The organism is Neobacillus sp. NRS-1170, from assembly GCF_050468025.1.
Map to the genome: position 1 here is coordinate 1 of NZ_JBITPF010000078.1, position 21,223 is coordinate 21,223.

Below are 21,223 nucleotides of genomic sequence, written 5' to 3' on the forward strand. Positions count from 1 at the left end.
TTCCGCTCCAATCAACAATGTTAAAAAATCAACAATAATGTTTAACACAGACTTTCATAAAGCCATTATTTAAGCGGAAGTCGTAACCTGGTTTTGAATCAATACTTTCTTTTCCCAGGCCCTGCTTCTCCACCTAAAATACATAGTAATTCCTCTAAACCATTCATCTGCAATAAAGGCAATCCATATCCCGGGCAATCCATATCCCGGGCAATCCATATCCAAGGTGGATCCCTAGATAATAAGCTAATGAAACGCTTATTCCCCACATTGATAGAACACCCATTACCAGCGAAATGTTGGCATCCCCGGTTGCACGCAAAGCATTTATCACCACCAAATTAAATGTTCTGCCCGGCTCAAGGATAAGACACAACAATAATAATTTACTCCCCAAGATAACAATTTCTTGATCGTAGGTGAAAAAACTCATCAGTGTTTCCCTAAAGAAAGCGATGAATATAGCTATTCCCACCGTCATAAATAGGCTGTACTTCAAGCTTTTCAATAATTGCCGATAGGCACCATCAAAATCCCTGGCCCCTGCCTTGTAGCCAATTAGGATTTGCGTCCCTTGTCCTACGGCCAGACCAAACACAAGAATATAGGACATAATGTTCTGCGTATAAACGCGGGTTGTTAATGATGCAGCTCCCAAAATAGCAATGATGGCAGTGATGGCCAGCTGGCTGAGATTGTAACAAATTTGTTCTCCTGCAGCAGGAATTCCAATTTTCAAAATCTTTTTAATTTGAAGAGAATCAATCGATACATATTCTTTCAACTTAAGCTTAATCGGGATTCGTGCATACATTAACTTCATAATAATGACCAATGCGATCGTCCTGCTGATAGCAGTTGAAATCGAAACTCCAATCACACCCATTTTCGGAATCCCCAGCAATCCATAAATGAAGAGTGCATTTCCAGCTAAATGGATTACATTCATTAAAATCGAAACCATCATCGCATCCCTGGTGTAACCATTTGCCCTTAAAATAGCTGAAACTGTTATTAATACTGCTTGGATAAATACTGTTCCTCCCACAATAGTCAGATATTGTTCCCCAAGTTCAGCAATCTGTTCCGGAAGATGAAATAACAGTAACAGTTCTGATTTAAAAATAACCATTAATAAACTAATCACAATGCCTATAACAAGGTTTAGAGAAATGGAGATAGCTGTGACCGTCATGGCATCATTTTTTAGGCCTGCACCTAAGTACTGTGAAAGAACAACGGCGGTCCCACTCGAGACAAAGTTAAAGATTAGAATACATAAAAATATGAGTTGAGTTGCCACACCCACAGCTGCGACAGCATCATCTGAAATATGCGAAAGCATAATCGTATCGGAGCTGCCCATGACTACTTGCAGAAATAATTCGACGAAAATGGGCCAAGTAATCGTAAATAGACTTAATTGTGGGGAGATGTTTTTTTTGGATCTTTTCATTTGTAATTATCCTCTTCTTAACCTGAAAAGGTTAGTTGATAAACATAAAGCCCCCAAGCTGGAGCAGCTTGAGTGGCTTCATTTGTTACTTTCTAAATGCTCGTAATTGCTCATTTAGTTCCTTTGTTTGTGAATAAACTTGTTGATAGATGGTAAATAGTTTCTTGTAAGTTTCCACATTTTCCGGAACAGGGTAATAGGTTTTGGCAGTTTGAATAAATACTTGTGCACATTCCTTTAAGGATAGATACCAGCCGCAGCCATATGCCGCTAACATTGCCGCTCCCATTCCAGGTCCTTGTTCACTTGTAAGCTTTTCAATTTTTGCATTAAAGATATCTGCCTGCATTTGCAGCCATGTTTCGTTCTTGGCCCCTCCGCCGATCGAAATAATTGAATCAATTGTCTTTCCGTTATTTCTAAAGATTTCAATTGATTCATTTAAGGAGAAGGTGATTCCCTCGAGTACAGACCGGGCAAAATGCTTCCGCTTATGTGCTGCATCAATGCCAATAAAGCTTCCGCGAATATTTGAATCTGCATGAGGAGTTCTTTCACCGACTAAATAAGGAGTGAATAATAATCCATTACTTCCTGCCGATACATCCTCAACACCTTCTAAAAACTGATCAAAGGCTTCAGCGCCGGCGAATGTATCTTTAAACCAGCTTAGACTGTAACCAGCCGCCAGGGTTACACCCATTGTATAGTAAGCATTTTCTTCGCTGTGATTAAAGTAGTGAACCTTCCCTTCAAAATCCAGATCATTTCTTTCTTCATAAGAAAGAACGACTCCTGAAGTGCCGATGCTGCATAACGTTTTGCCTTCAAAAAGAATCCCTGAACCAATAGCGCCACAGGCATTGTCCGCACCGCCGGCAAATACTTTAGTTGCTTCCGATAATCCAGTTGCTCCGGCAAATTCAGCCGTAATCGTTCCAACAAAGGCATGAGATTCCACTAATGTGGGGCAGAATTCAGCGGAAAGACCAAATCGTTCTAAAATCTCTCTGCTCCAATCACGATTTGCGACATTTAACAGCAAGGTTCCCGCCGCATCAGAATATTCCATGTGGATATTTCCAGTGATTCGGTAACGGAGATAATCCTTTGGAAGCATAAAGACATTCGCCCGTTCAAAAATTTCAGGCTCTTTTTCTTGTACCCAAAGAATTTTTGGCAGGGTAAAACCCTCTAAGGCCGGGTTTTTGGTCACCTCTAATAAACGCTGTTTGCCAACCACCTCGTAGATTTCTTGACATTGTTTCGTTGTTCTCGTATCATTCCACAAAATCGCGTTTCGCAGCACCTGATTATCCTGGTCTAAAAGAACAAGGCCATGCATCTGCCCCGAGAAGCTGATGCCCTCGATATCGTTTACATCTCCATCGAATTGCCCGATTAGTTCAGCTAAACCTGCAGTGGTTTTTTCGACCCACTCTTCCGGGTTTTGTTCGCTGTAGCCTGATTTTTCAATAATGAGGGGATAGGTTTTTGATACTTCTTTGTACACTTCACCATTCTGATTGACGAGTAAGATTTTTACCGCACTCGTTCCGAGGTCAACACCAATAACGTATTTCATCCTTATCATCCTTTTCTAAAAAAAGTGCTGGAGTAATAGGCTGCCAGCACTTTTTTCATTCATTATTATTAAACGGTTACACTTGAAAGAGTTTCTAGTAAATATTGATTAATGACAGCTTTAAGACGTTCTGTTCTGCCTGAAATATTCTTAATTTCTGTTAATTGAAGGGCATAAGCCTCTAGCTCACGGAAGTTTGTTCTGCCTTCCACGATTTCTAAACCGATTCCTTTTGTAAAGGTGCTGTAGCGTTCCTCAATAAAGCTATCTAGTACTTTATCTTCAATTAATTTATTTGCCACTTTCAGGCCGACAGCAAATGCATCCATGCCGGCAATGTGTGAGTAGAATAGATCTTCCGGCTCGAACGAACCTCTTCTGACTTTAGCATCGAAGTTTAAGCCGCCGCTGCCTAGTCCGCCATTTTTCAGAATTTCATACATGGCTAGTGTATTAGTGTATAAGTCAGTTGGGAATTCATCTGTATCCCAGCCAAGCAATGTATCCCCTTGGTTTGCATCAACAGATCCAAGCATACCGTTAATACGTGCCGTTCTAAGCTCGTGCTCAAAAGTATGACCAGCCAGTGTCGCATGGTTGGCTTCGATATTAAACTTGAAGTAATCTGTTAGATCATATTTTTGTAAGAATGCGAGTCCAGTAGCCACATCAAAATCATATTGATGCTTTGTAGGCTCTTTTGGTTTTGGCTCAATTAAGAATGGAACATTTAAGCCAATTTCTTTAGCATAGTCTACTGCCATATGGAAGAAGCGTGCCAAGTTGTCTTGTTCAAGCTTCATATCTGTGTTAAGAAGAGTTTCATAGCCTTCGCGGCCGCCCCAGAATACATAGTTTTCCGCACCAAGTTCTTTTGCTACCTCTAGGCCTTTTTTCACCTTGGCTGCAGAGTAAGCAAACACGTCTGCGTTTGGAGAAGTCGCAGCTCCATGCACATATCTAGGATTCGTGAACATGTTCGCTGTGTTCCAAAGCAATTTCGTTTTGCTCGTTTTCATGTATTCTTTAATCATTGCCACGATAACATCTTGGTTTTCGTTCGATTCTTTTAAAGTGCTTCCTTCTGGGGCAATATCCACATCGTGGAATGCGAAGAAAGGCACATTTAATTTTTCAAAAAGTTCAAATGCCGCTTCTACGCGTGCCTTTGCCAAGTCTAATCCTTTAAAACGATCCCATGAACGGATGGCTGTACCTACCCCAAATGGATCTGTTCCATCAGCAGTAAATGTGTGCCAGTATGCTACTGAGAAACGCAAGATTTCTTCCATGGTTTTGCCGTTAATTTTTTCTTCAGGGTTATAGTATTTAAATGCCAATGGATTTTTTGATGAAGCGCCTTCAAATTGAATTTTGTTTACCGTTTCGAAATATGCCATGAGGTATGCCTCCTAGTAGTTTGTGGTTTCTGATTATATTGTAACTGCTTACAAAAGGGTCGTAGATCTTTTAATCTGTTTCCCCTTGTTTAATCAAATTATAGCACTCTAAACTTTGTTTGTCTATTCAATAAACTAAGTTTATCTAAAATTATTTTAAAGGGCTGCTTGTTTAAGCTCAAACAGCCTTTATCTTTATTAAGCCTGCTGTCCAACCTTACTTAAAGGTGCAGATTTTTTACTTTCTTCCAGCCATAAGATGCTGGTGACTCCACGTGGATAATACTTACTCCCAGCGATTTCACCTGAGATAATTTGATCACTCCAGCTCCAAACAGATAAAGTTGGATGTGTCAGCCAGGCAACATGGGCTGCATCTGACTTTGCCCCTTTTTCATCCCACTCCCATCCCAGGATCTCACGGGCAATAAACTGAGAGAGGTAAACTTTACTCAACCAGGAGTTATTGCTGGTAGATGAAATCTTCCATCCCCCGTCTTCGAACAAACAGACTCCCTCTGTTAAAACTGTTTCTAGGTGCGTTTTTAATGTCTGAATATAGGCTCCAAATCGGCCATTAGGATCTAACGCTTCCTGAGTATTTGTATAATATGGGAAAATCAGCCCCTCAATGGCAGGGATAATTTTCGAATCATTTCCTTCTTTGATAACAGCCGGAATATATCCGCCAGGAGTTACCTGTGAGACAATCGTAGCTGCACATTTTTCAGCTTGAACGCCGGCCTCTTTTGAAAGGCCATCCAGACCGTTGTCTCTGAAAAGCTTTTCTAATGCCACATATGATGCCCATGTCTTGCCCGCCAGATAAATATTATTTCTTGCCTGTCCAAGCGAAACATCTAGACTATCATAAGTGGTGATTTCCGCTCCGCCCATGACACGTGTCGAATCGAGTCCCATAATTCCATCACGCTTATCTGCTTCAGGATGATCACGATTCAGCATACTTTCAAAGCAGCGAACAAAAACTTCTAAAGTAGCCTTTAACCATTGATGATCCCCTGTTTGTTCTACATAAACGGCTGCGCATAACACCCAGTTTACTAACTGTTCATAAGTCATGTGAGAGAAACATCCATCTAAACCGTACAGTTCGTATGAAGAATAATGCGGTCTAGAAACAGTATTGGCTACTCCCATATCATGCGTAAAGCTGATTCCGCCTGGATATTCTGTTTCCTCCCCTGGAAAACGCACCTTATCTTCATAGCTAAAACGGCTTACAAACATATCCAGCTCATTTTTTACAGTCCATGGATTCATTTTTAATTCGAAGAAAATTTGGTCAACCGTTAGATCAAAGGTGTTCATCATCCGGTATTCCCCTTCATTTACTACCCAGAAGGGTTCGCCATCGGCATCCAATAGTTGTGTGGAGCCATAATAGCTGCGAATCGAATGAATCATCATGAACTTTTGATCATCTGATAAGTTCGGGTTATCTACTAAACTATTCGCTTGTTTAGCACGACCTGTAAATTCATCAAAGTTTTCTAATGCAAAAGCTGCTACCGTTTCGATATTAGGAAAATATCTTGTGTAAAAGTAGGAAGCATCCAATCCAGCCGTCACAAATCCGCCGCGGTGGAAACAAATCGCAAAATGATAGGTCCGTGTTTGGCCGGCTGGAACGTCCATCACAAGTGCCCCCAGCGGTCCAAGACCGAATGTCCAATTCTCTTCCAATGGCGTGGTTAAAATATTTTCCAAACTAAAGTGCAAGGCAGATTTCACTTCAGGATTATTCGTGGTAATTGCGGTTAAACGTCCTTGGCCAATACCAGAAATGCCATCACTCGTATCATCCAAACGGCGCATGGAACTGTAAGGGTCACTTCCTTGATAGCCAAAGAAAGCCCGGCGGCTCCTAGCTCCCTTTGTGTTATCAATGGTAAGCTCCGCCCAAACAGCAGGTATTAACGTCTTCTTCAATTCCTCATCTGCCGCCGATGAAGGGTCCGGTACAGATTGAACTTGAGAATAAATGGTAAAAGTTAAATCACCGGCCTTCCATGAGTCTGTTCCTAATTGAAAATCACGTTGGATTTGTTCCTTCTTGTATGGCAGGATAATCTTCGGTTTATCTGGGTTTGGATCCATATTTTCGATGTCATAGCGCTTGCTTTCATCATCAGCCACTTCAAAGAACGGCAAGGCATTGTAAATGCCTTTTTGTTCCAAAGATTCCACACCTACATATACATTCTTCCGTGGTGAACGGCCTAGTTCCAAATCCAAACCGCCGCCGTTCCCATAAAATCCTAGTGTGAAACTTGAAAATGCCCCGATTGGTGAATGATGTGCATTGAAAAACATATTCTTAACCAATTTCGTCACCTGCTCTCCCAAATATAATATATAGCTCCACCATTTCAATGAATGACAATTAAATTAATGTTACTGTTTGCCTGCTTTTAATGGATTGGTAACAAGCATCAATAACCTTCATGTTTTTAAGTGTATTTTCTGCTGAATAAGAAGGTTGGTAACTTTCTATAATAGCCTGTGAAAAATGGTCGATTTGCATTTTATATTGATCAGCGCTAATCATTTCAGAACGTTGCCCATTCTCCGATTGAATTAGAATGGCTCCTCCACTGTCTGCCACATCAGGTCGGTAGGCTGCCGGAACAGTAATTCTGCCCTTTGTTCCAACAATTTCATATTCTTGTCTAAAAGACATATCAAAACTGCAATCAAATACAGTGTTTATTCCATTTTCCAGCTTCATATAGACAATCGCGGATCGGTCGATTCCAGTTCGCGGATCGAGTTCCGCGAACGCTTCCACTCTGACAGGTTCAGATTCCATGGTGTTACGGATGGCATGGATACAGTAACAGCCGATATCATAAATACTGCCGCCGCCCATTTCCTTTTTCATACGGATATTGGTCAGCTCATCTTTTAAGAAAAAAGAAAAACTTGCCCGCATGAATTTGATTTCGCCAATTTCACCCGATGCTACTATTTCTCGAACTCTATGATGTTGAGGATGAAATTGATACATAAAGGCTTCCATGAAAATCACATTATTCTCACGGCAGCAATCCACCATCTCTTGTGTTTCGCTAGCAGTTAAGGCAGCCGGCTTTTCGACAAGGACGTGCTTCCCATGTTTCGCAGCTTCGATCACCCATTGTTTATGCAAATGATTGGGAAGCGGGATGTAAACGGCTTCAATTTCTTGATCCATAAGCAGCTTATGATAGGAATCATAAAATTTCGGGATTGAGAATCTCTCCGCAATATCATTCGCCTTGTCACCCCTGCTGGCAATAGCCGCTGCTTCAGCAAAGTCTGATTGTAAAATCGCTGGAATTACTTTTGTTTTAGCAATATCTGCTGTGCTAATGACTCCCCATCGAATCCTCCTCAATTATCTCCCTCCTCAAACACCTTTGTATATTCGTTAAACTAAGTCGATTATAACATCTGAATCTCTGTTTGTATATCCAATAAACTAAGTTTATGTTAAAATAAATTTAATACCGCAGAAGGAGTTTTATTGTGAAAACGATGACCTGGAATCAGCAGATTGTTAAAAAAAATAATAAAGCACTCGTATTACAATTAATTATCGAAAAAGAACCAATTTCAAGAGCAGACATTGCCCAAGTATCCGGCTTGCATAAGGCAACCGTTTCTTCTTTGGTAAACGAACTATTAGAGGAAGAACTTATTTATGAATCAGGGCCAGGTGAATCAAGCGGCGGCCGACGTCCTGTTATCCTTCATTTCAATAAAGTTGCGGGGTTTGCAATTGGGATTGATATTGGCGTTAATTATGTTCTAAGTGTTTTGACGGATTTAAAAGGCAATATTCTAATTGAGAAAAATCAACCCCTTGAACAAACTGTCTATTCTGAAGTCATGAGCATCGTTAAAAATATGATTCGATCAATCATCAATGAGATGCCTGGCAGCAGATATGGCATTGTCGGGATTGGAGTAGGTGTGCCCGGGATAGTTAACAAAGAGGGGTCTGTCCTTCTGGCTCCGAACTTAGGATGGAAAAATGTTCAGTTAAAATCCGATCTTGAGAATGAATTTCATGTCCCTGTCATGATTGAAAACGAGGCTAATGCAGGGGCTGTTGGCGAGCAACAGCTTGGGGCAGGTCAAGACTATCAGAACATTATTTATATTAGTGCTGGAATTGGAATCGGTGTGGGGATTATCTTAAACAAAGTGTTATATCAAGGGAGAAATGGTTTCTCCGGCGAAATGGGACATATGATCATTGATCTCAACGGTAAGCTGTGTAATTGCGGCAGCAGAGGATGCTGGGAGGCATATGCATCAGAGAATGCTCTGCTGGAGATGGCTGGCAAAAATACGGATTCACTTGAGGAATTGATTAAGCTTGCTGAAAATGGTGATGAAACAGCTAAGCATCTCTTTGAAGAAATCGGCCATTACCTCGGGTTTGGTATTAATAACATTATTAATACGTTCAACCCGGACCAGGTGATCATCGGAAACCGATTAGCTATGGCAAAAGAATGGATGGAACAGCCTATCCGAACGATTATTGAAAATCACACCCTCTCACATCATCAGAAGGAATTGCAATTAGACTTTTCCAAGCTTGGAAAGTATTCAACTGTATTAGGTGTATCTGCTTTTGTTGTTGAGAACTTTATCAAAGAAGAAGCCAGAACTTCCTAAATCGAAAATTACTGACGAAATCGTCCAGCCCTGCCTTTTAATGAAGGCAGGGCTGTTTTTAACTATTGCTGTATTTCTATGTCATTTTTGAAAAGATCTAAGGGGACAACTTTTGCTTCCTTTTGGCTTTTTTTGTTGTCCTTATGAACGCCCTCAATAAAAAATATTCGACAAAAAGTTAGTTTAATGGATGTACAAAGTTAACCAACTTCAGGTATAATAATTTTATAAATACCGATTCTATTTAATGGAGGGATAGTATGGAGAAAAATTCTAAACCTAATGAACCTATAGTTACGCACATCTTTACTGCAGATCCTTCTGCCCATGTATTTGAAGGTAAGCTTTATATTTATCCTTCACATGACCTTGATCATGACGGGCCTTCAAATGATAATGGCGACCAATATGCGATGGAAGATTACCATGTTTTATCGATGGATGATGCCAACGCACCATGTGTAGACCATGGGGAAGCGCTTCACTTAAAGGATGTTCCTTGGGCAAGCAAACAGCTTTGGGCACCCGATGCAGCATATAAAAATAACACCTATTATTTATATTTCCCAGCAAGAGATAAAGATGGCATTTTCAGAATTGGCGTCGCAACAAGCCCTAATCCAGCTGGACCTTTTACTCCAGAGGAAAATTATATACCGGGCAGCTTCAGTATTGACCCCGCTGTGTTGGTGGATGACGATGAAAGAGCATTTGTTTATTTTGGCGGCCTATGGGGCGGGCAGCTGGAAAAGTGGCAGACAGGTACATTCAATCCTGATGCTGATGGTCCAGCTCCAACCGCACCGGCAATAGGACCAAGAGTAGCTGAATTAAACGACGATATGCTGACGTTTAAAAGCGAACCGCAGGAAATCTCCATTATCGATGAAGAAGGCAACCCGATTCTTGCAGGTGACGAAGACCGGAGATATTTCGAAGGCCCATGGGTTCATAAATACAGTGGGCTTTACTATCTATCCTATTCTACGGGTACCACTCATAAAATTGTTTATGCAGTAAGTGAAAATCCACAGGGCCCCTTTGTGTTCAAAGGGACGATCCTTACCCCTGTAATCGGCTGGACCACCCATCATTCGATTGTCCAGTTTAAAGACAAGTGGTATCTGTTTTATCACGATTGCTCGTTATCCGATGGAGTCGACCATAAACGCTCTGTGAAATACACTGAATTAAAATATAACGAAGACGGAACGATTCAAACAATAGACCCTTATGGGGATAATAAGTAAATTGAAAGCTGGCTTCAATGATTGAGGCCAGCTTTTTTCATTCGATGAGTCCGAATGGGGCTCCCGGTTTCAAATTAAAAGAAATCAAAAAACGAAGATCTCATCACTGGAACCTTTTTTTCAAAAAGCTCAATCTCTGCCTTGGATCCCTTTAAGTATCCCATCTCAAAAAGCTCCATCGGCCGTTTATATCCAAATAGAATCGCTGAAAGGGAATTGATATTCAATTGAATTCCTTTTTTAGGAGGGTGTACACATTGACCTCCGGCTTTTTCTTTAAATACCTTGATTTCGCCATTTCCAAGTAAATAGCTTCCATTATTCCAAGGTGCATGTGAATCTTCAAGATGGAGGAATAGGGGCTCATCTTCACTGTTAAACGAAAATCTCCGTAAACATCCCTCTGCATCTACGACTCGAGCCATAAAATATGGATATAACTCAGTTTTTACTCTTGGCTGCTTTAGAAAATAAGGAAAAGGATCATGACTTGCGAGATTTATTGTTACTGTATCCACCATGGAGTCATGCTGGCAGATAAAATTCCAAAGCCCAGTCCTTGCTCCGTGGTCAAGGGCCATCAGCTCTTCGATATCCATTTTTCTATCCTTCACGCGGTACAAAATATAGCCCTTAGCCCCTCTCGCGGAATCATAGTAGACAGCAAGCTGTGAATCTTCATCATATACATTTTGTTTCCACCAATTTGTCTCGCGTTTCAGCATGCCTGTAAATTGAGAAGAAAATTGCTCGTAAACTTGTTCTATTTCCTCGTTATGGGACTCTTCGGAATATCTCCTAATAAAGCCTTCCTGCGGTTCTAGAAACTTCAGATCAATTTTTTCAATCGTGATCTTTTTCTTTTCACTTAATATTTCCCATCCGTATTTCCGATAAAAAGAAGTATCAAATGGGTGCAGAAGCGATACAATCTGATCGTTATCCCTCATATGTTTTAGGGAATCAATCATGAGTGCTTTGACATACCCGTTTCGTCGATATTCCGGGTAGGTGGCGACTCCGGCGATGCCGCCCATTTTCCATTCGGCATTATTCATGTAAATGTTTAGCGGGATAATGTGCAATTTGGCGGCCAGAAGGTTCTCATCCCATATTCCTAAAATTTTGTGATTTTTCACTGCTGCTTTTCTGGCTGGCAATTCAGATTCCGGAACCTTATATTGAAAGGCATACATTGATAGTTTCATTGAATCTAAGAATTCATTTTCTGTAACTTCTCTTATTAACACTAGACAACCCCCTCTTTCATTAACTGAAATTATCACACATGAAACGTTTACATTCCAGTTTTATCCTTTAATACAGCCAAAAAATAAAAAGCTTAGGACGTCCCAAGCTCATTCAAAACATTGCTTAAGTAAATCTTCCATTTGTGCGATTGTGATCCCATCGCCTGCCTGTGCTTCCAAACTTTCATACCTTTCAAGGGCTTCAGCCAGCAAATCTCTCTCCTCATCTTTCATTGTGATCACCTGCTTTAATTTGTATGGATTTATATTTTTTACTTGCAATGAAAATATTATTAATGATTCTCTTGAAAGATTATTTCACTGCCTTCCAAATGGTCCATCTATCTTTTTCAACAATATTCGTCTCTGATTTAAGTGACTCATCGATATGATTTATTAATACTTTTAATTCGTTATCATCTAATTCATGAAGAATACTTCTGCCTGTTCTTTCACTCAAATCTTGAAGTAATTGACCTTTCGTTTCATACACCTTTCTTGTTTCCCATAATGTTATCTCTTGAATATCTTTAAATCCTGCTTCCTTAAGAGCTGAGACAACAGTTTGAGTATCGTGCCGGCGCTTCGTTTCCGTTTCAATTAATCGTGGAAAAAGTTCAAAGAAATATCCTCTAATATGGCTATTAGTTCCTTCTAGTAGACAATCAGCTGGAGTACGGTCTTGAACGATATAGAAACCATCCTCCTTAAGAATTCGATTTGCTTCATTGAAACAGGCTGGTAAATCCTTAAAATGGTGAATTAATGCTCTTTCCAGCAGCAAATCAAAACTATTACTCTCTAAACCAGATGCAAACGAACTTCCATGCTTAAAGGATATGTTTTTATATTCTTTACAGTTTTCTCTTGCTCCTTCAAGAATAGGTTCGGAAAAATCGACACCTGTTACCATGGCAACACCCATGTCTGATAGTGCCATTGAATAAATTCCTCCGCCACAGCCTATATCTACCGCTTTAGAAATTTTTTCGATAGGCACAAGGTTTTTTATGGCTTCAGTCCAAGTGTGATCAGTCGTTCTGGTTGTATATGTAACACGATTTTTTTTACTATGAAAATCAATTCCCATTTTAACTCCCCTCCTCGATTCCATTCTAAACAGTTAAATTTTACCACACAGTAAGTATTTATCACAAATTATTTCAGCAGCAATAACCGTTTTAAATTAACTGAAAATTGACAATAATTTCAATCAAACTTAACATTCCTTCCTTATGCTTTAGTTGTAACAACTAGAGGATTGGGAGGCGAGGGAAAGAGTGAAAGGATCATTGAATAGGAACGCCATGAGCAAAGCAGTTCTTGCTTTTGTTCTTACAACTTCTTTGACTGCGGGCATTGTTATGGCCTCTGGGATTCCGGATAAAAAAGGCGTCCCCCAAAGCAACGCGAATATTAAGGAGCGGTTCATTCAATTACATCTACTCGGCGTTAACGACTTTCACGGACAGCTAAACATCACCCGAAAATTCAATGGAAAAAATGTAGGCAGAGCAGATTATCTCGCAGCCTATTTGAAGGAAAGGAAAGCAAAGAATAAGAACACCCTTTTGGTTCATGCAGGTGACATGGTTGGGGCAAGTGCCCCCGTATCCTCGCTCCTGCAGGATGAACCAACGATCAAAGTGCTAAACAAAATAGGCTTCGATGTGGGAACCTTGGGAAATCACGAATTTGACCAAGGTGTGAAAGAGATGATGCGCTTGATTCAAGGAGGATTCCACCCCAATACTGGATATTTTGAAGGTACTCAATTCCCCTATATATGTGCCAATGTTATTAACACCAAAACAGGTAAACCACTCCTTCCTCCCTATAAAATTTTCAAAGTAAATGACATACCAATCGGATTTATTGGCGTTGTATTAGACGATACACCATCCATGGTTAATCTTGATGGAATAAGAGACATTAAATTCGTCGATGAAGTAACCGCTATTAATAAAGCGGTGTCACAGTTAAAGAAACAAGGTGTAAAAGCGATTGTTGTATTGGCTCATAATGAAGGCAGGCAGTCCACTCCAGGCGGACCCGCTAGTGGAGAAATCGTTAAAATGGCCAAAAGGGTAGACCCAGAGGTTGACGTGATGTTTGCCGGACACAGCCATACGTATCTTAATACAGTAGTCAATGGAAAGCTGCTTGTTCAAGCCTATTCTTATGGATCAGCCTTCTCCGAAGTTTCTTTAGAGATTGATCCCATCACAAAAGAGATAGTAAGCAAAAAGGCAGAAATTGTAATGGTCTATCAGGATTCGATTAAATTGGATGAAGAAATCAAGAAAATGGTAGATAAGTATGAAGCTGATGTTTCTTCCTTTGTTGATGAAGTCGTTGGCAAGGCTGCTAATGCCATTACTAGCAATCGAAACAAAGATGGAGAATCCGCATTGGGTAATCTCATTGCTGATTCTCAGAGGAAAGAGATGCATTCCGATTTCGCATTTATTAACCCTGGAGGAATTCGGGCGGACCTTCATGACGGAGGCATCACCTATGAGGAGTTATTAACCATCCTGCCTTTTAAACGGAAACTCGTGAAAATGACGCTGACTGGCGATCAAATCCGCCTCCTTTTAAATCAACAATGGCAGCCAGGTAAATTAAGAATGCTGCAAATTTCCGGGTTGAAATATACCTGGGACGACACGAAACCGGTTGGGAACAAAGCGGTTGATATTTTCACTACTAAAGGAACATTGCTTGATCCGAAAGAAACATACACCGTTACAGTAAATGACTATCTTGCCGGGGGCGGTGACAACTTCAAGGTTTTCCTTGAAGGGACGCATAAAACTGTTGGTTCTATAGATGTTGATGTGTTAAAAAAATACCTGTTACAGTTTACAGTTCCGCTCACTCCCATCATTGAAGGACGGATTCAAAAAATCCAATAAGGTAATGACCCCACCGAAATTTAAGAGGATATGAATTTCGTTAATAATCTGTAAATTTTGAATAATGAATATTTCGGCTGTTTAATGAAAGGGTTAAGTTATGTTAAGAAATGGAAAATACCATTCTTTTTTATTTTAAAACTTGTATTATAAGACTGTAATACCAAATGCAAGCATTCAAGGAGGAATAAAAATGAAATCTTTCAAAAAGTGGTTTTTTGCTCTGATGTCAGCATTGATGTTACTTGGCGCGGCTACTGCATGCTCAGACACTAGCTCGAAAACAGATGATCCCAATACCCAACAAACAGATGATGGCTCACAAACTGATGATGGTTCACAAAGTGACGACGGTAATTCTGGTCAATAAGGAATATCAACATAATTAAAGAATGAGGCGGCCCCTGCCGTCTTGTTTGCATTATAACTATCTACTAGTTTAGGAATATTTATCTATAATTGGAAAATATTTTTGGTGCCTATTCCTCATTGATATTCCTAGAATATTAAATGATAATGATAATCGATATCATTGATAATTGTTATCAATTAACTCAGGAGGTATGAATATGTTTATTCAATTTTTAAAGAAAAACCGTTATGTATCCTTAATCCTTACTGTACTTCGACTCTATCTTGGCTGGCAGTGGTTAAATGCTGGCTGGGGGAAAATCTCTAGTGGAACATTTGATGCAGCCGGCTTTTTGAATGGTGCAGTTAATAATATGTCTGGTGACCATCCTGCAGTGCAGCCTTGGTGGGGCAATTTTCTAAAAGAGGTTGCCATTCCATATGTCGATCTTTTTAATGTAATGGTTCCTTGGGGAGAATTTTTAGTAGGACTCGGATTAATTTTAGGCATTTTCACATCACTTTCCCTGCTTATGGGGCTTACAATGAACTTTGCCTATATGTTATCAGGAACAACAAGTACAAATCCACAGATGGTTTTATTAGGATTGATTATTCTTGCAGCAGGAATGAATGCAGGAAAACTTGGATTGGATCGTTGGCTTACACCTTACCTTGGAAGATTGATATATAAGAAATCAGGGAATGAACAAATTTCCCAAAGTGCATAATGAAAATGGCCCCTTTCATCATTCAGGGGATTTCACAATTAAATAGCCACTTTTATATTAAAGAAACCTTGCTGCATGTCAGCAAGGTCTTCATTTTTTTATCAACATTAATAGGGAAATCAACAACAAAGGTCATAGGGATTTAGTGGAGGATTTGCAGGAAAAACCCATTTCGGTCCTAAAGAAGAATCCTTCCAATGCCACGCACCCAATGCTGCTGCACAAGCATCGATAAAATGACTTTGTTCTTCTTTTAATATAGGGAGTTCTGTTAAGTTTTGCTGTCCGAGCCAGTCCCAAATAAACATTCTCGCTGATAGATTTTGTTTGTAGCTCAAAACATACTTCAAATCATCTGGAGAAATCCTTGAGCCAATAACAGCGCCTGGATGCACTTCTACCATCGAAATAGGATTTGGGGTTATAAGACTTTCTATTTCCCTGCTAAGCCTGATTCCTCTTAAAGTTAAATACACCATCCTGGTCATAGTGGGAGTCATGATGGATCCGGGTTTCATCCCTAATGCTGTAATAAACTTTCTTAGCTCACGGTCACCTTGCCGGTCTCCTCCCCCATCTTCATAGGATAATGGGGCATCAATGCCTACAACGACTTCATCTAATTGACTTTGTTGTAAAATCTCATTCAAGATTCCCTGATCGCTTACAGGACTAATCCATTTAACAAATTTTAAATAGCTCCCTTGTGTTTCAAATACGGAAAGAACCGTATCCCTATGATTGCTTGGTCCGGACAAATCAATACCGATTACTCTCATAAAATAGCCATCTCTTTCTACTATTATTACCGATTAATTCACTATTTCCTTCACTCTGCCAACAATACCGCTCTCCAGCATAACCTTAATACCGTGCGGATGTGTGGCAGATTTGGTTAGTAATTTTGCGACCACACCTTCAGTTAATTTCCCGGTACGCTGGTCTTGTTTTTGTACAACCCGTACTTTGATTCCGGGTTTAATATTTTCTCGGATCGTGCCTGACATTTCAATTATCTCCTTTCAGTTATGGGAACAGCAGCTGGCACTGTTTCTCTTTATTGATTCGGATAGGTTTTCTTCAAAAACAATACAGATTGGTTAATTAACTCTTTTAGAACATCCACATTAATATCCGCAACTTTATTGATATACACACACGCTTTTCCAGTTGTATATTTCCCGAAGTCCTTTAACAATTCCTCTCGCTTTGTATCACCCGGTGCAAAATACAAACTGATTTTTGCTTTTCGAGGAGAAAAGCCAACTAGCGGTGCATCGCCTTCGTGGCCGGATTCATATTTGTAATGATACGAACCAAATCCGATAATACTTGGTCCCCACATCTTTGCTGGATAACCGGTGGTTTCCGTAAAAATATCTAAAAGTTTATAAGCGTCTTCCCGTTTCTTAAGGCTATCAACTTTCTCAATAAACTCAATAACACTGTTTTCTGTTTCTTTTGTTTTTAGTTCATACATTATATCTATCTCTCCTTATAACGGTATTCAGCCAGCCTTATTGTATAATTCATTTTTCCAATTATTCTCTCTCCCATTATAGCAAAAACCTTGCTGGGTTAATCAGCAAGGTTTTTAATAGTTAACCATTCAAACTCCCCTTCAGCCAACGGCGATTTCGGTAAAAACCGATGGGGGTGATATCCTGGCCACCCCTTATGGAAATGGATGGGGATGTGGATTGAGCTGATCAACTGTCAGAGGATTTTTCAAATATCCGAGTTCCACTGGGACCTTCAGCACCCGCTCCAGACCCGTTACGCGGGTAAGGTGATGTCCGAAAGTCATCGGCAGCATCCCCGGAATCAGCACTTTTACGCAATACAATCCGTTCCGTATCAATTCCGGTGTCGTCTGGTCTACCACAATCACATCAAGTTCCAATCGGCGAAATACTTGAAGAATATCCTTCAGATCTTCTGTAAGATCCGTATGATTCAACTTCCAGTTGAACTCATCAGCAAATGACCGCAATGGGCGATTATCATCCAGTAAAAACTTAAAACGCTCCTCTGCCTGCGGCAAACCGTAGAGCATGCCATGATCATCCATTTGCTGTACCAGGGATGCATCCTGTAACATTCTTAAATATCCCTCTCGGTTCGTCTCAAAATTCTCGTCAAGAGTCAGCATCATGCCGGCCAGCTCATGAACCGCACTTTTAACTGCACGCACCGGGTCGAGATGTGCTCCAGCTGCACAGATGAGATTCAATCCCTTTTGCTTTCTGTTTTTTGCAATCGCACAAATACTTGGAATTCCATGCTCCATTGTCGAGTTATATAAATACAGATCATATCCCGCAACGGCCCGCATGCGATCGATCATCAACTGTAATTCTTGGTCGTCTGAGGAAGTTGGGTCCAGACGAGGCAGGGGCAACTGCGCATACCAGGTCATCAGGAATGAATCACGCTCCACCACTTCCATAATTCCGTAGAAAATAGCTTCTTCCATGCTTCCGCCTAATGCGCATCCATTTGAAGTTTCATAGACAAATTCATGCTGCCCACATCCCAAACTGTAATAAGCAAGCAATTCGGGTACAAGAATGGGGCGCTCTTCCAAAAATGAATAACCCCACACCCAATTCATTGGTCGTTCAGGATTAAAAGCCTGGAATGGAAATCCACTCCGCTCATACTGTTCCTTTGCGTGCACACCTACTTTGATAGGATCGAGTGCTTTATTTTTCAAATTCATGAAACTATCGTAGACTACTGTACGTTTCCCCCGTGGTTCCAGTCCGCAGTACCGCTCTAGTCCTTCCAAAATGGCGGTTAACTCACTTACTTCATACGAATTGGTTCTGCCTGCAGTTCCCTCATCCCCCTGCAGCAAAGGCAGATTGACACTGACATCGGCAAATGGCGGTACGAGATAAACCATTTTTTCATTTAACAAACCGGTTCGATGATCCAAATAGTCTTTAACCAGGACCTTCTTCAGCTCCTCCAACGATCGGCTGCGGTAACTGTCAGCGCTGACCTTAAGACTCGGTTGCAATGAAATGCGGGCAGCCTCCTCCGAATCGTCGGGTACACCGCTGCAAACCGGACACGATGGGACAGGCAGAAAGGTATGCCATGAACTCGTTAAGGTTTTCAAATTGATTAAACCTATCTGTCCTTCCGAGCGGGCATCATTACCTTGCAAAATTCGGTCTACTTCCGCCCCAATGAAATGTGCCAGCTGCAAAAGCCCCGCATGAGATGCCCAGGCATCCTGCTGTATTCCGCCGTCCTCCTTCAGCCTCCCATGTATCTCCCTCATCTCTTTCCGATCGCGTCCTGCCATTGCCATGAAACGCCGTATATCCGAACAATTAGAGCACCCCGGTTCCCCCGGTTGAACAAGCGGCCCGACTATACCCTCTCCAAATGAAACAAACCCTCGCATCCACGGAGTGCCAGTTCGCCTAAAAACTTCTTCTGCCCTTAGATGGTCAGAGGGATTCCAGGCATCCTGCAACACCAGAGCTAAATCCATTTTTTTCGGTAAAAATGCCCCAAATTGGGTTTGGCGCACTACATGGTAATGGGTGAATAATTCTTCGCACACACGGTCCGCCAGTACCCCTTCTCCGACAACCAATACGACTGGGTTCACCTGGATTCCTCCCCTTTAAGCAATACACCAAACACTCCTGCCAATTTCTCTTTTATAAAAGGCTCAAGCTCTAGTTCAAAGACCAAAAGCCGCTTATCGTTTTGTTCCAAAACTTCTAATGCAGACTTTAGAGAATGAGCTTCGATCCTTCCATTATTGGCAGGGATATCAATATTCTGCGGCTCCTTGTCCTCGAGATGGACTGACCTAAACTTCAGTGGAAGCTCAGGGCTGAATGATGATTGGTTTTGAACTCCAAAAACAGCGTTTTGTAACGCTTTCCGTAAAGCCAGCGTTATATTCAAGTCAACACTGCGGTACCATCCTTCATTCGTTCCCACCCATACCACAGGGAAACCCAATATTTCCTTGCCTAATCCGATCATTGGCGCTCCCTGCAAGGTAGTCAATGACTGCAAATAAAACTTGCACCTTTCATCTTCCATTTTCCTAACCTGCACTGGTGCGACAGAATTCCTTTTACCAAGATCCTGCTTGCTCAGTTCCTCCTCCAAACACTTTTGCAACCCGCGAGATACACTTTCCGCAACGGTTTCCCCTGCACCTATGCCGACGAATTCTTGTGATTCTATCAAACTATTACCAGCTGAATGTGATGCTAGTGTTGGAACAATTAGATCGACCATTTGAGACACATATGACTCAATCCCAGCAAGCCCTGCCTCTGTTCTTGCCTCCTCGTGTGTCAGACCTGTAGAGACTATCTCATGCAGTAATCCAGCAGGGCCCTCCGACAACGGATTAACGGCTTGGACGCGGCACTGAGCTAACGGAAGCTGCTTTAAATCCCCCTCTTCCCAAATATGGAAAATTCCTGATTCCTTTGATGTCAACTGGTGGAAGTAAAGAAGCAATTCACTTGGCTCACCTTTTCTCAAGCCATGTTCGGCCAGTATCTCGGTATCCTCCACCCATTTAGCGGACATTCGTCCAGTCACGAGTGGATGCGGAAGGAACGAATGCCATTTTCCTTCCATCGTTTCCAAATCAAGAAGGAAGAAATCATTATTCTGTTTTGATTTGGTCACTCCAGTAATCTCTTTAAACAATTCAAATACAATTACATTTGCCAACATCGCTCCCGCTTTGGAAGAGAATCCGGCTACTTGCCTGTCTTTCATAAGCACAGAATGGTGCAATCGCCTCCACGCAGACTCCCAGCACACGCCAGAGTCCGGATGTATTAGCGGCCCCGCTATCCCGACCTTTTGTAAGCAAATAGAGGGGAGAAAAATCTTCTTCTCTTCCAGGCAAACCGAATGAAGAAGTCGCAGTTCCTCCAGATCGCCTTCCTCTGACACATACAAAACGGCATCAAATGATTGGATGATTTCCCTCCAAAATCTAACCCCATTCTCCTCAAATGCAATCTCTTCCACTTCCACCTCCTGATCTGTTTTACGAGCATGCTCTGCTAGTTCCATTATCCGCCGTTTATTGGTCGGTATCTTGTCCGTGATTAGCAGTTTGAACTTAGGCAAACCCGATTCCAGCAACGATACAACTAACGAACTAAAAAAAGGACCCGATCCAACTGCCAGCACTTTGGCCTGCCGGTAGGATTGAAAACGGTATGCCCCCGAATCGACAAAACTGTTCACAAATTCAATTTGGGGACCGTACTTTTTAATCAAGTGATCCTCCAATTGATGAGGATGGTCTTTGCTTACATCGCTGACAAACCCATTTCGATACAGCACTTCCGCAATTTCATAAATCCGTTCCCTGTATGGGCCCGGTAATCCGTCTGTTAAATTCTCCAGCGTGTACTCTCCGTTTAACATCGGAAACAGCTTTTCAACCCACTGATTAATCGTACTGCCTTCCATACGGAACGAGCTAATGTTGTTCCGAAAATACACCCCATTGTTAGTATCAGGGAGAAAAAAAGTGTCCCTTTTTACTTTCAGACGCATAGAAGGGTTCAAACTTGTCATATTG

18 protein-coding genes are annotated in these 21,223 nt (G+C 41.3%); 5 read left to right on the plus strand and 13 right to left on the minus strand.

Going from position 1 to position 21,223, the window contains the following annotated elements; genetic code table 11:
• Positions 1–163 precede the first annotated feature (163 nt).
• The 5 genes from ACIFOT_RS27740 to ACIFOT_RS27760 form a co-directional block, all read right to left on the minus strand.
• A complete protein-coding gene (locus tag ACIFOT_RS27740; protein WP_430070795.1) occupies positions 164–1,456 on the minus strand; it encodes an MATE family efflux transporter in 1,293 nt (430 codons plus the stop codon).
• An 85-nt stretch (positions 1,457–1,541) separates the two neighbouring features.
• Positions 1,542–3,041, minus strand: a complete 1,500-nt coding sequence (xylB, locus tag ACIFOT_RS27745; RefSeq protein WP_430070798.1) for a xylulokinase — start codon at positions 3,039–3,041, stop codon at positions 1,542–1,544.
• A gap of 68 nt (positions 3,042–3,109) precedes the next feature.
• Positions 3,110–4,441, minus strand: a complete 1,332-nt coding sequence (gene xylA, locus ACIFOT_RS27750; RefSeq protein ID WP_430070801.1) for a xylose isomerase — start codon at positions 4,439–4,441, stop codon at positions 3,110–3,112.
• A 198-nt stretch (positions 4,442–4,639) separates the two neighbouring features.
• On the minus strand, positions 4,640–6,790 hold the full coding sequence (locus tag ACIFOT_RS27755) for a glycoside hydrolase family 52 protein (protein WP_430071141.1): 2,151 nt from the start codon (positions 6,788–6,790) through the stop codon (positions 4,640–4,642).
• Positions 6,791–6,848: 58 nt separating this feature from the next.
• Positions 6,849–7,841: a Gfo/Idh/MocA family protein gene (locus ACIFOT_RS27760; protein WP_430070804.1), complete on the minus strand. Its 993-nt coding sequence runs from the start codon at positions 7,839–7,841 to the stop codon at positions 6,849–6,851.
• Between the two features lie 140 nt (positions 7,842–7,981).
• Here ACIFOT_RS27760 and ACIFOT_RS27765 point away from each other — a divergent pair, with 140 nt between their 5' ends.
• Together ACIFOT_RS27765 and ACIFOT_RS27770 are read left to right on the plus strand one after the other, a co-directional pair.
• Positions 7,982–9,133 (plus strand): ROK family protein, encoded by a 1,152-nt coding sequence (locus ACIFOT_RS27765; protein ID WP_430071144.1) that lies wholly within the window; start codon positions 7,982–7,984, stop codon positions 9,131–9,133.
• A 260-nt stretch (positions 9,134–9,393) separates the two neighbouring features.
• On the plus strand, positions 9,394–10,383 hold the full coding sequence (locus ACIFOT_RS27770) for a glycoside hydrolase family 43 protein (RefSeq protein WP_430070807.1): 990 nt from the start codon (positions 9,394–9,396) through the stop codon (positions 10,381–10,383).
• A 74-nt stretch (positions 10,384–10,457) separates the two neighbouring features.
• Here the strand turns inward: ACIFOT_RS27770 and ACIFOT_RS27775 are convergent, their stop codons facing one another.
• The 3 genes from ACIFOT_RS27775 to ACIFOT_RS27785 all read right to left on the minus strand — a co-directional run bounded on the left by ACIFOT_RS27775 (position 10,458) and on the right by ACIFOT_RS27785 (position 12,723).
• Positions 10,458–11,633 (minus strand): GNAT family N-acetyltransferase, encoded by a 1,176-nt coding sequence (locus ACIFOT_RS27775; protein WP_430070810.1) that lies wholly within the window; start codon positions 11,631–11,633, stop codon positions 10,458–10,460.
• A 108-nt stretch (positions 11,634–11,741) separates the two neighbouring features.
• A complete protein-coding gene (locus tag ACIFOT_RS27780) occupies positions 11,742–11,867 on the minus strand; it encodes a hypothetical protein (protein ID WP_430070813.1) in 126 nt (41 codons plus the stop codon).
• A gap of 79 nt (positions 11,868–11,946) precedes the next feature.
• Positions 11,947–12,723: a class I SAM-dependent methyltransferase gene (locus ACIFOT_RS27785; protein ID WP_430070815.1), complete on the minus strand. Its 777-nt coding sequence runs from the start codon at positions 12,721–12,723 to the stop codon at positions 11,947–11,949.
• Between the two features lie 217 nt (positions 12,724–12,940).
• On the opposite strand from ACIFOT_RS27785, the gene ACIFOT_RS27790 reads away from it, so the two are divergent.
• The 3 genes from ACIFOT_RS27790 to ACIFOT_RS27800 all read left to right on the plus strand — a co-directional run bounded on the left by ACIFOT_RS27790 (position 12,941) and on the right by ACIFOT_RS27800 (position 15,633).
• The gene (locus ACIFOT_RS27790; protein WP_430071147.1) at positions 12,941–14,551 is read left to right on the plus strand and encodes a bifunctional metallophosphatase/5'-nucleotidase; all 1,611 of its coding nucleotides are present in this window, start codon (positions 12,941–12,943) and stop codon (positions 14,549–14,551) included.
• Positions 14,552–14,744: 193 nt separating this feature from the next.
• A complete protein-coding gene (locus tag ACIFOT_RS27795) occupies positions 14,745–14,921 on the plus strand; it encodes a hypothetical protein (protein ID WP_335444933.1) in 177 nt (58 codons plus the stop codon).
• A 199-nt stretch (positions 14,922–15,120) separates the two neighbouring features.
• Positions 15,121–15,633 (plus strand): DoxX family protein, encoded by a 513-nt coding sequence (locus ACIFOT_RS27800; protein ID WP_430070818.1) that lies wholly within the window; start codon positions 15,121–15,123, stop codon positions 15,631–15,633.
• A gap of 119 nt (positions 15,634–15,752) precedes the next feature.
• Here ACIFOT_RS27800 and ACIFOT_RS27805 read toward each other — a convergent pair whose 3' ends face one another.
• The 5 genes from ACIFOT_RS27805 to ACIFOT_RS27825 all read right to left on the minus strand — a co-directional run bounded on the left by ACIFOT_RS27805 (position 15,753) and on the right by ACIFOT_RS27825 (position 21,219).
• The gene (locus ACIFOT_RS27805; protein WP_430070821.1) at positions 15,753–16,412 is read right to left on the minus strand and encodes a DUF429 domain-containing protein; all 660 of its coding nucleotides are present in this window, start codon (positions 16,410–16,412) and stop codon (positions 15,753–15,755) included.
• A gap of 33 nt (positions 16,413–16,445) precedes the next feature.
• Positions 16,446–16,640 carry a YwbE family protein gene (locus tag ACIFOT_RS27810; RefSeq protein WP_223589028.1) on the minus strand — a complete coding sequence of 65 codons (195 nt, stop codon included), beginning with the start codon at positions 16,638–16,640 and terminating at the stop codon, positions 16,446–16,448.
• Between the two features lie 50 nt (positions 16,641–16,690).
• Positions 16,691–17,113, minus strand: a complete 423-nt coding sequence (locus ACIFOT_RS27815) for a DUF1801 domain-containing protein (protein WP_430070824.1) — start codon at positions 17,111–17,113, stop codon at positions 16,691–16,693.
• Between the two features lie 195 nt (positions 17,114–17,308).
• Positions 17,309–19,261 carry a TOMM precursor leader peptide-binding protein gene (locus ACIFOT_RS27820; protein WP_430070827.1) on the minus strand — a complete coding sequence of 651 codons (1,953 nt, stop codon included), beginning with the start codon at positions 19,259–19,261 and terminating at the stop codon, positions 17,309–17,311.
• On the minus strand, positions 19,258–21,219 hold the full coding sequence (locus ACIFOT_RS27825; protein WP_430070830.1) for a putative thiazole-containing bacteriocin maturation protein: 1,962 nt from the start codon (positions 21,217–21,219) through the stop codon (positions 19,258–19,260). Before ACIFOT_RS27825 ends, ACIFOT_RS27820 begins: the two co-directional genes overlap by 4 nt.
• Positions 21,220–21,223 lie beyond the last annotated feature (4 nt).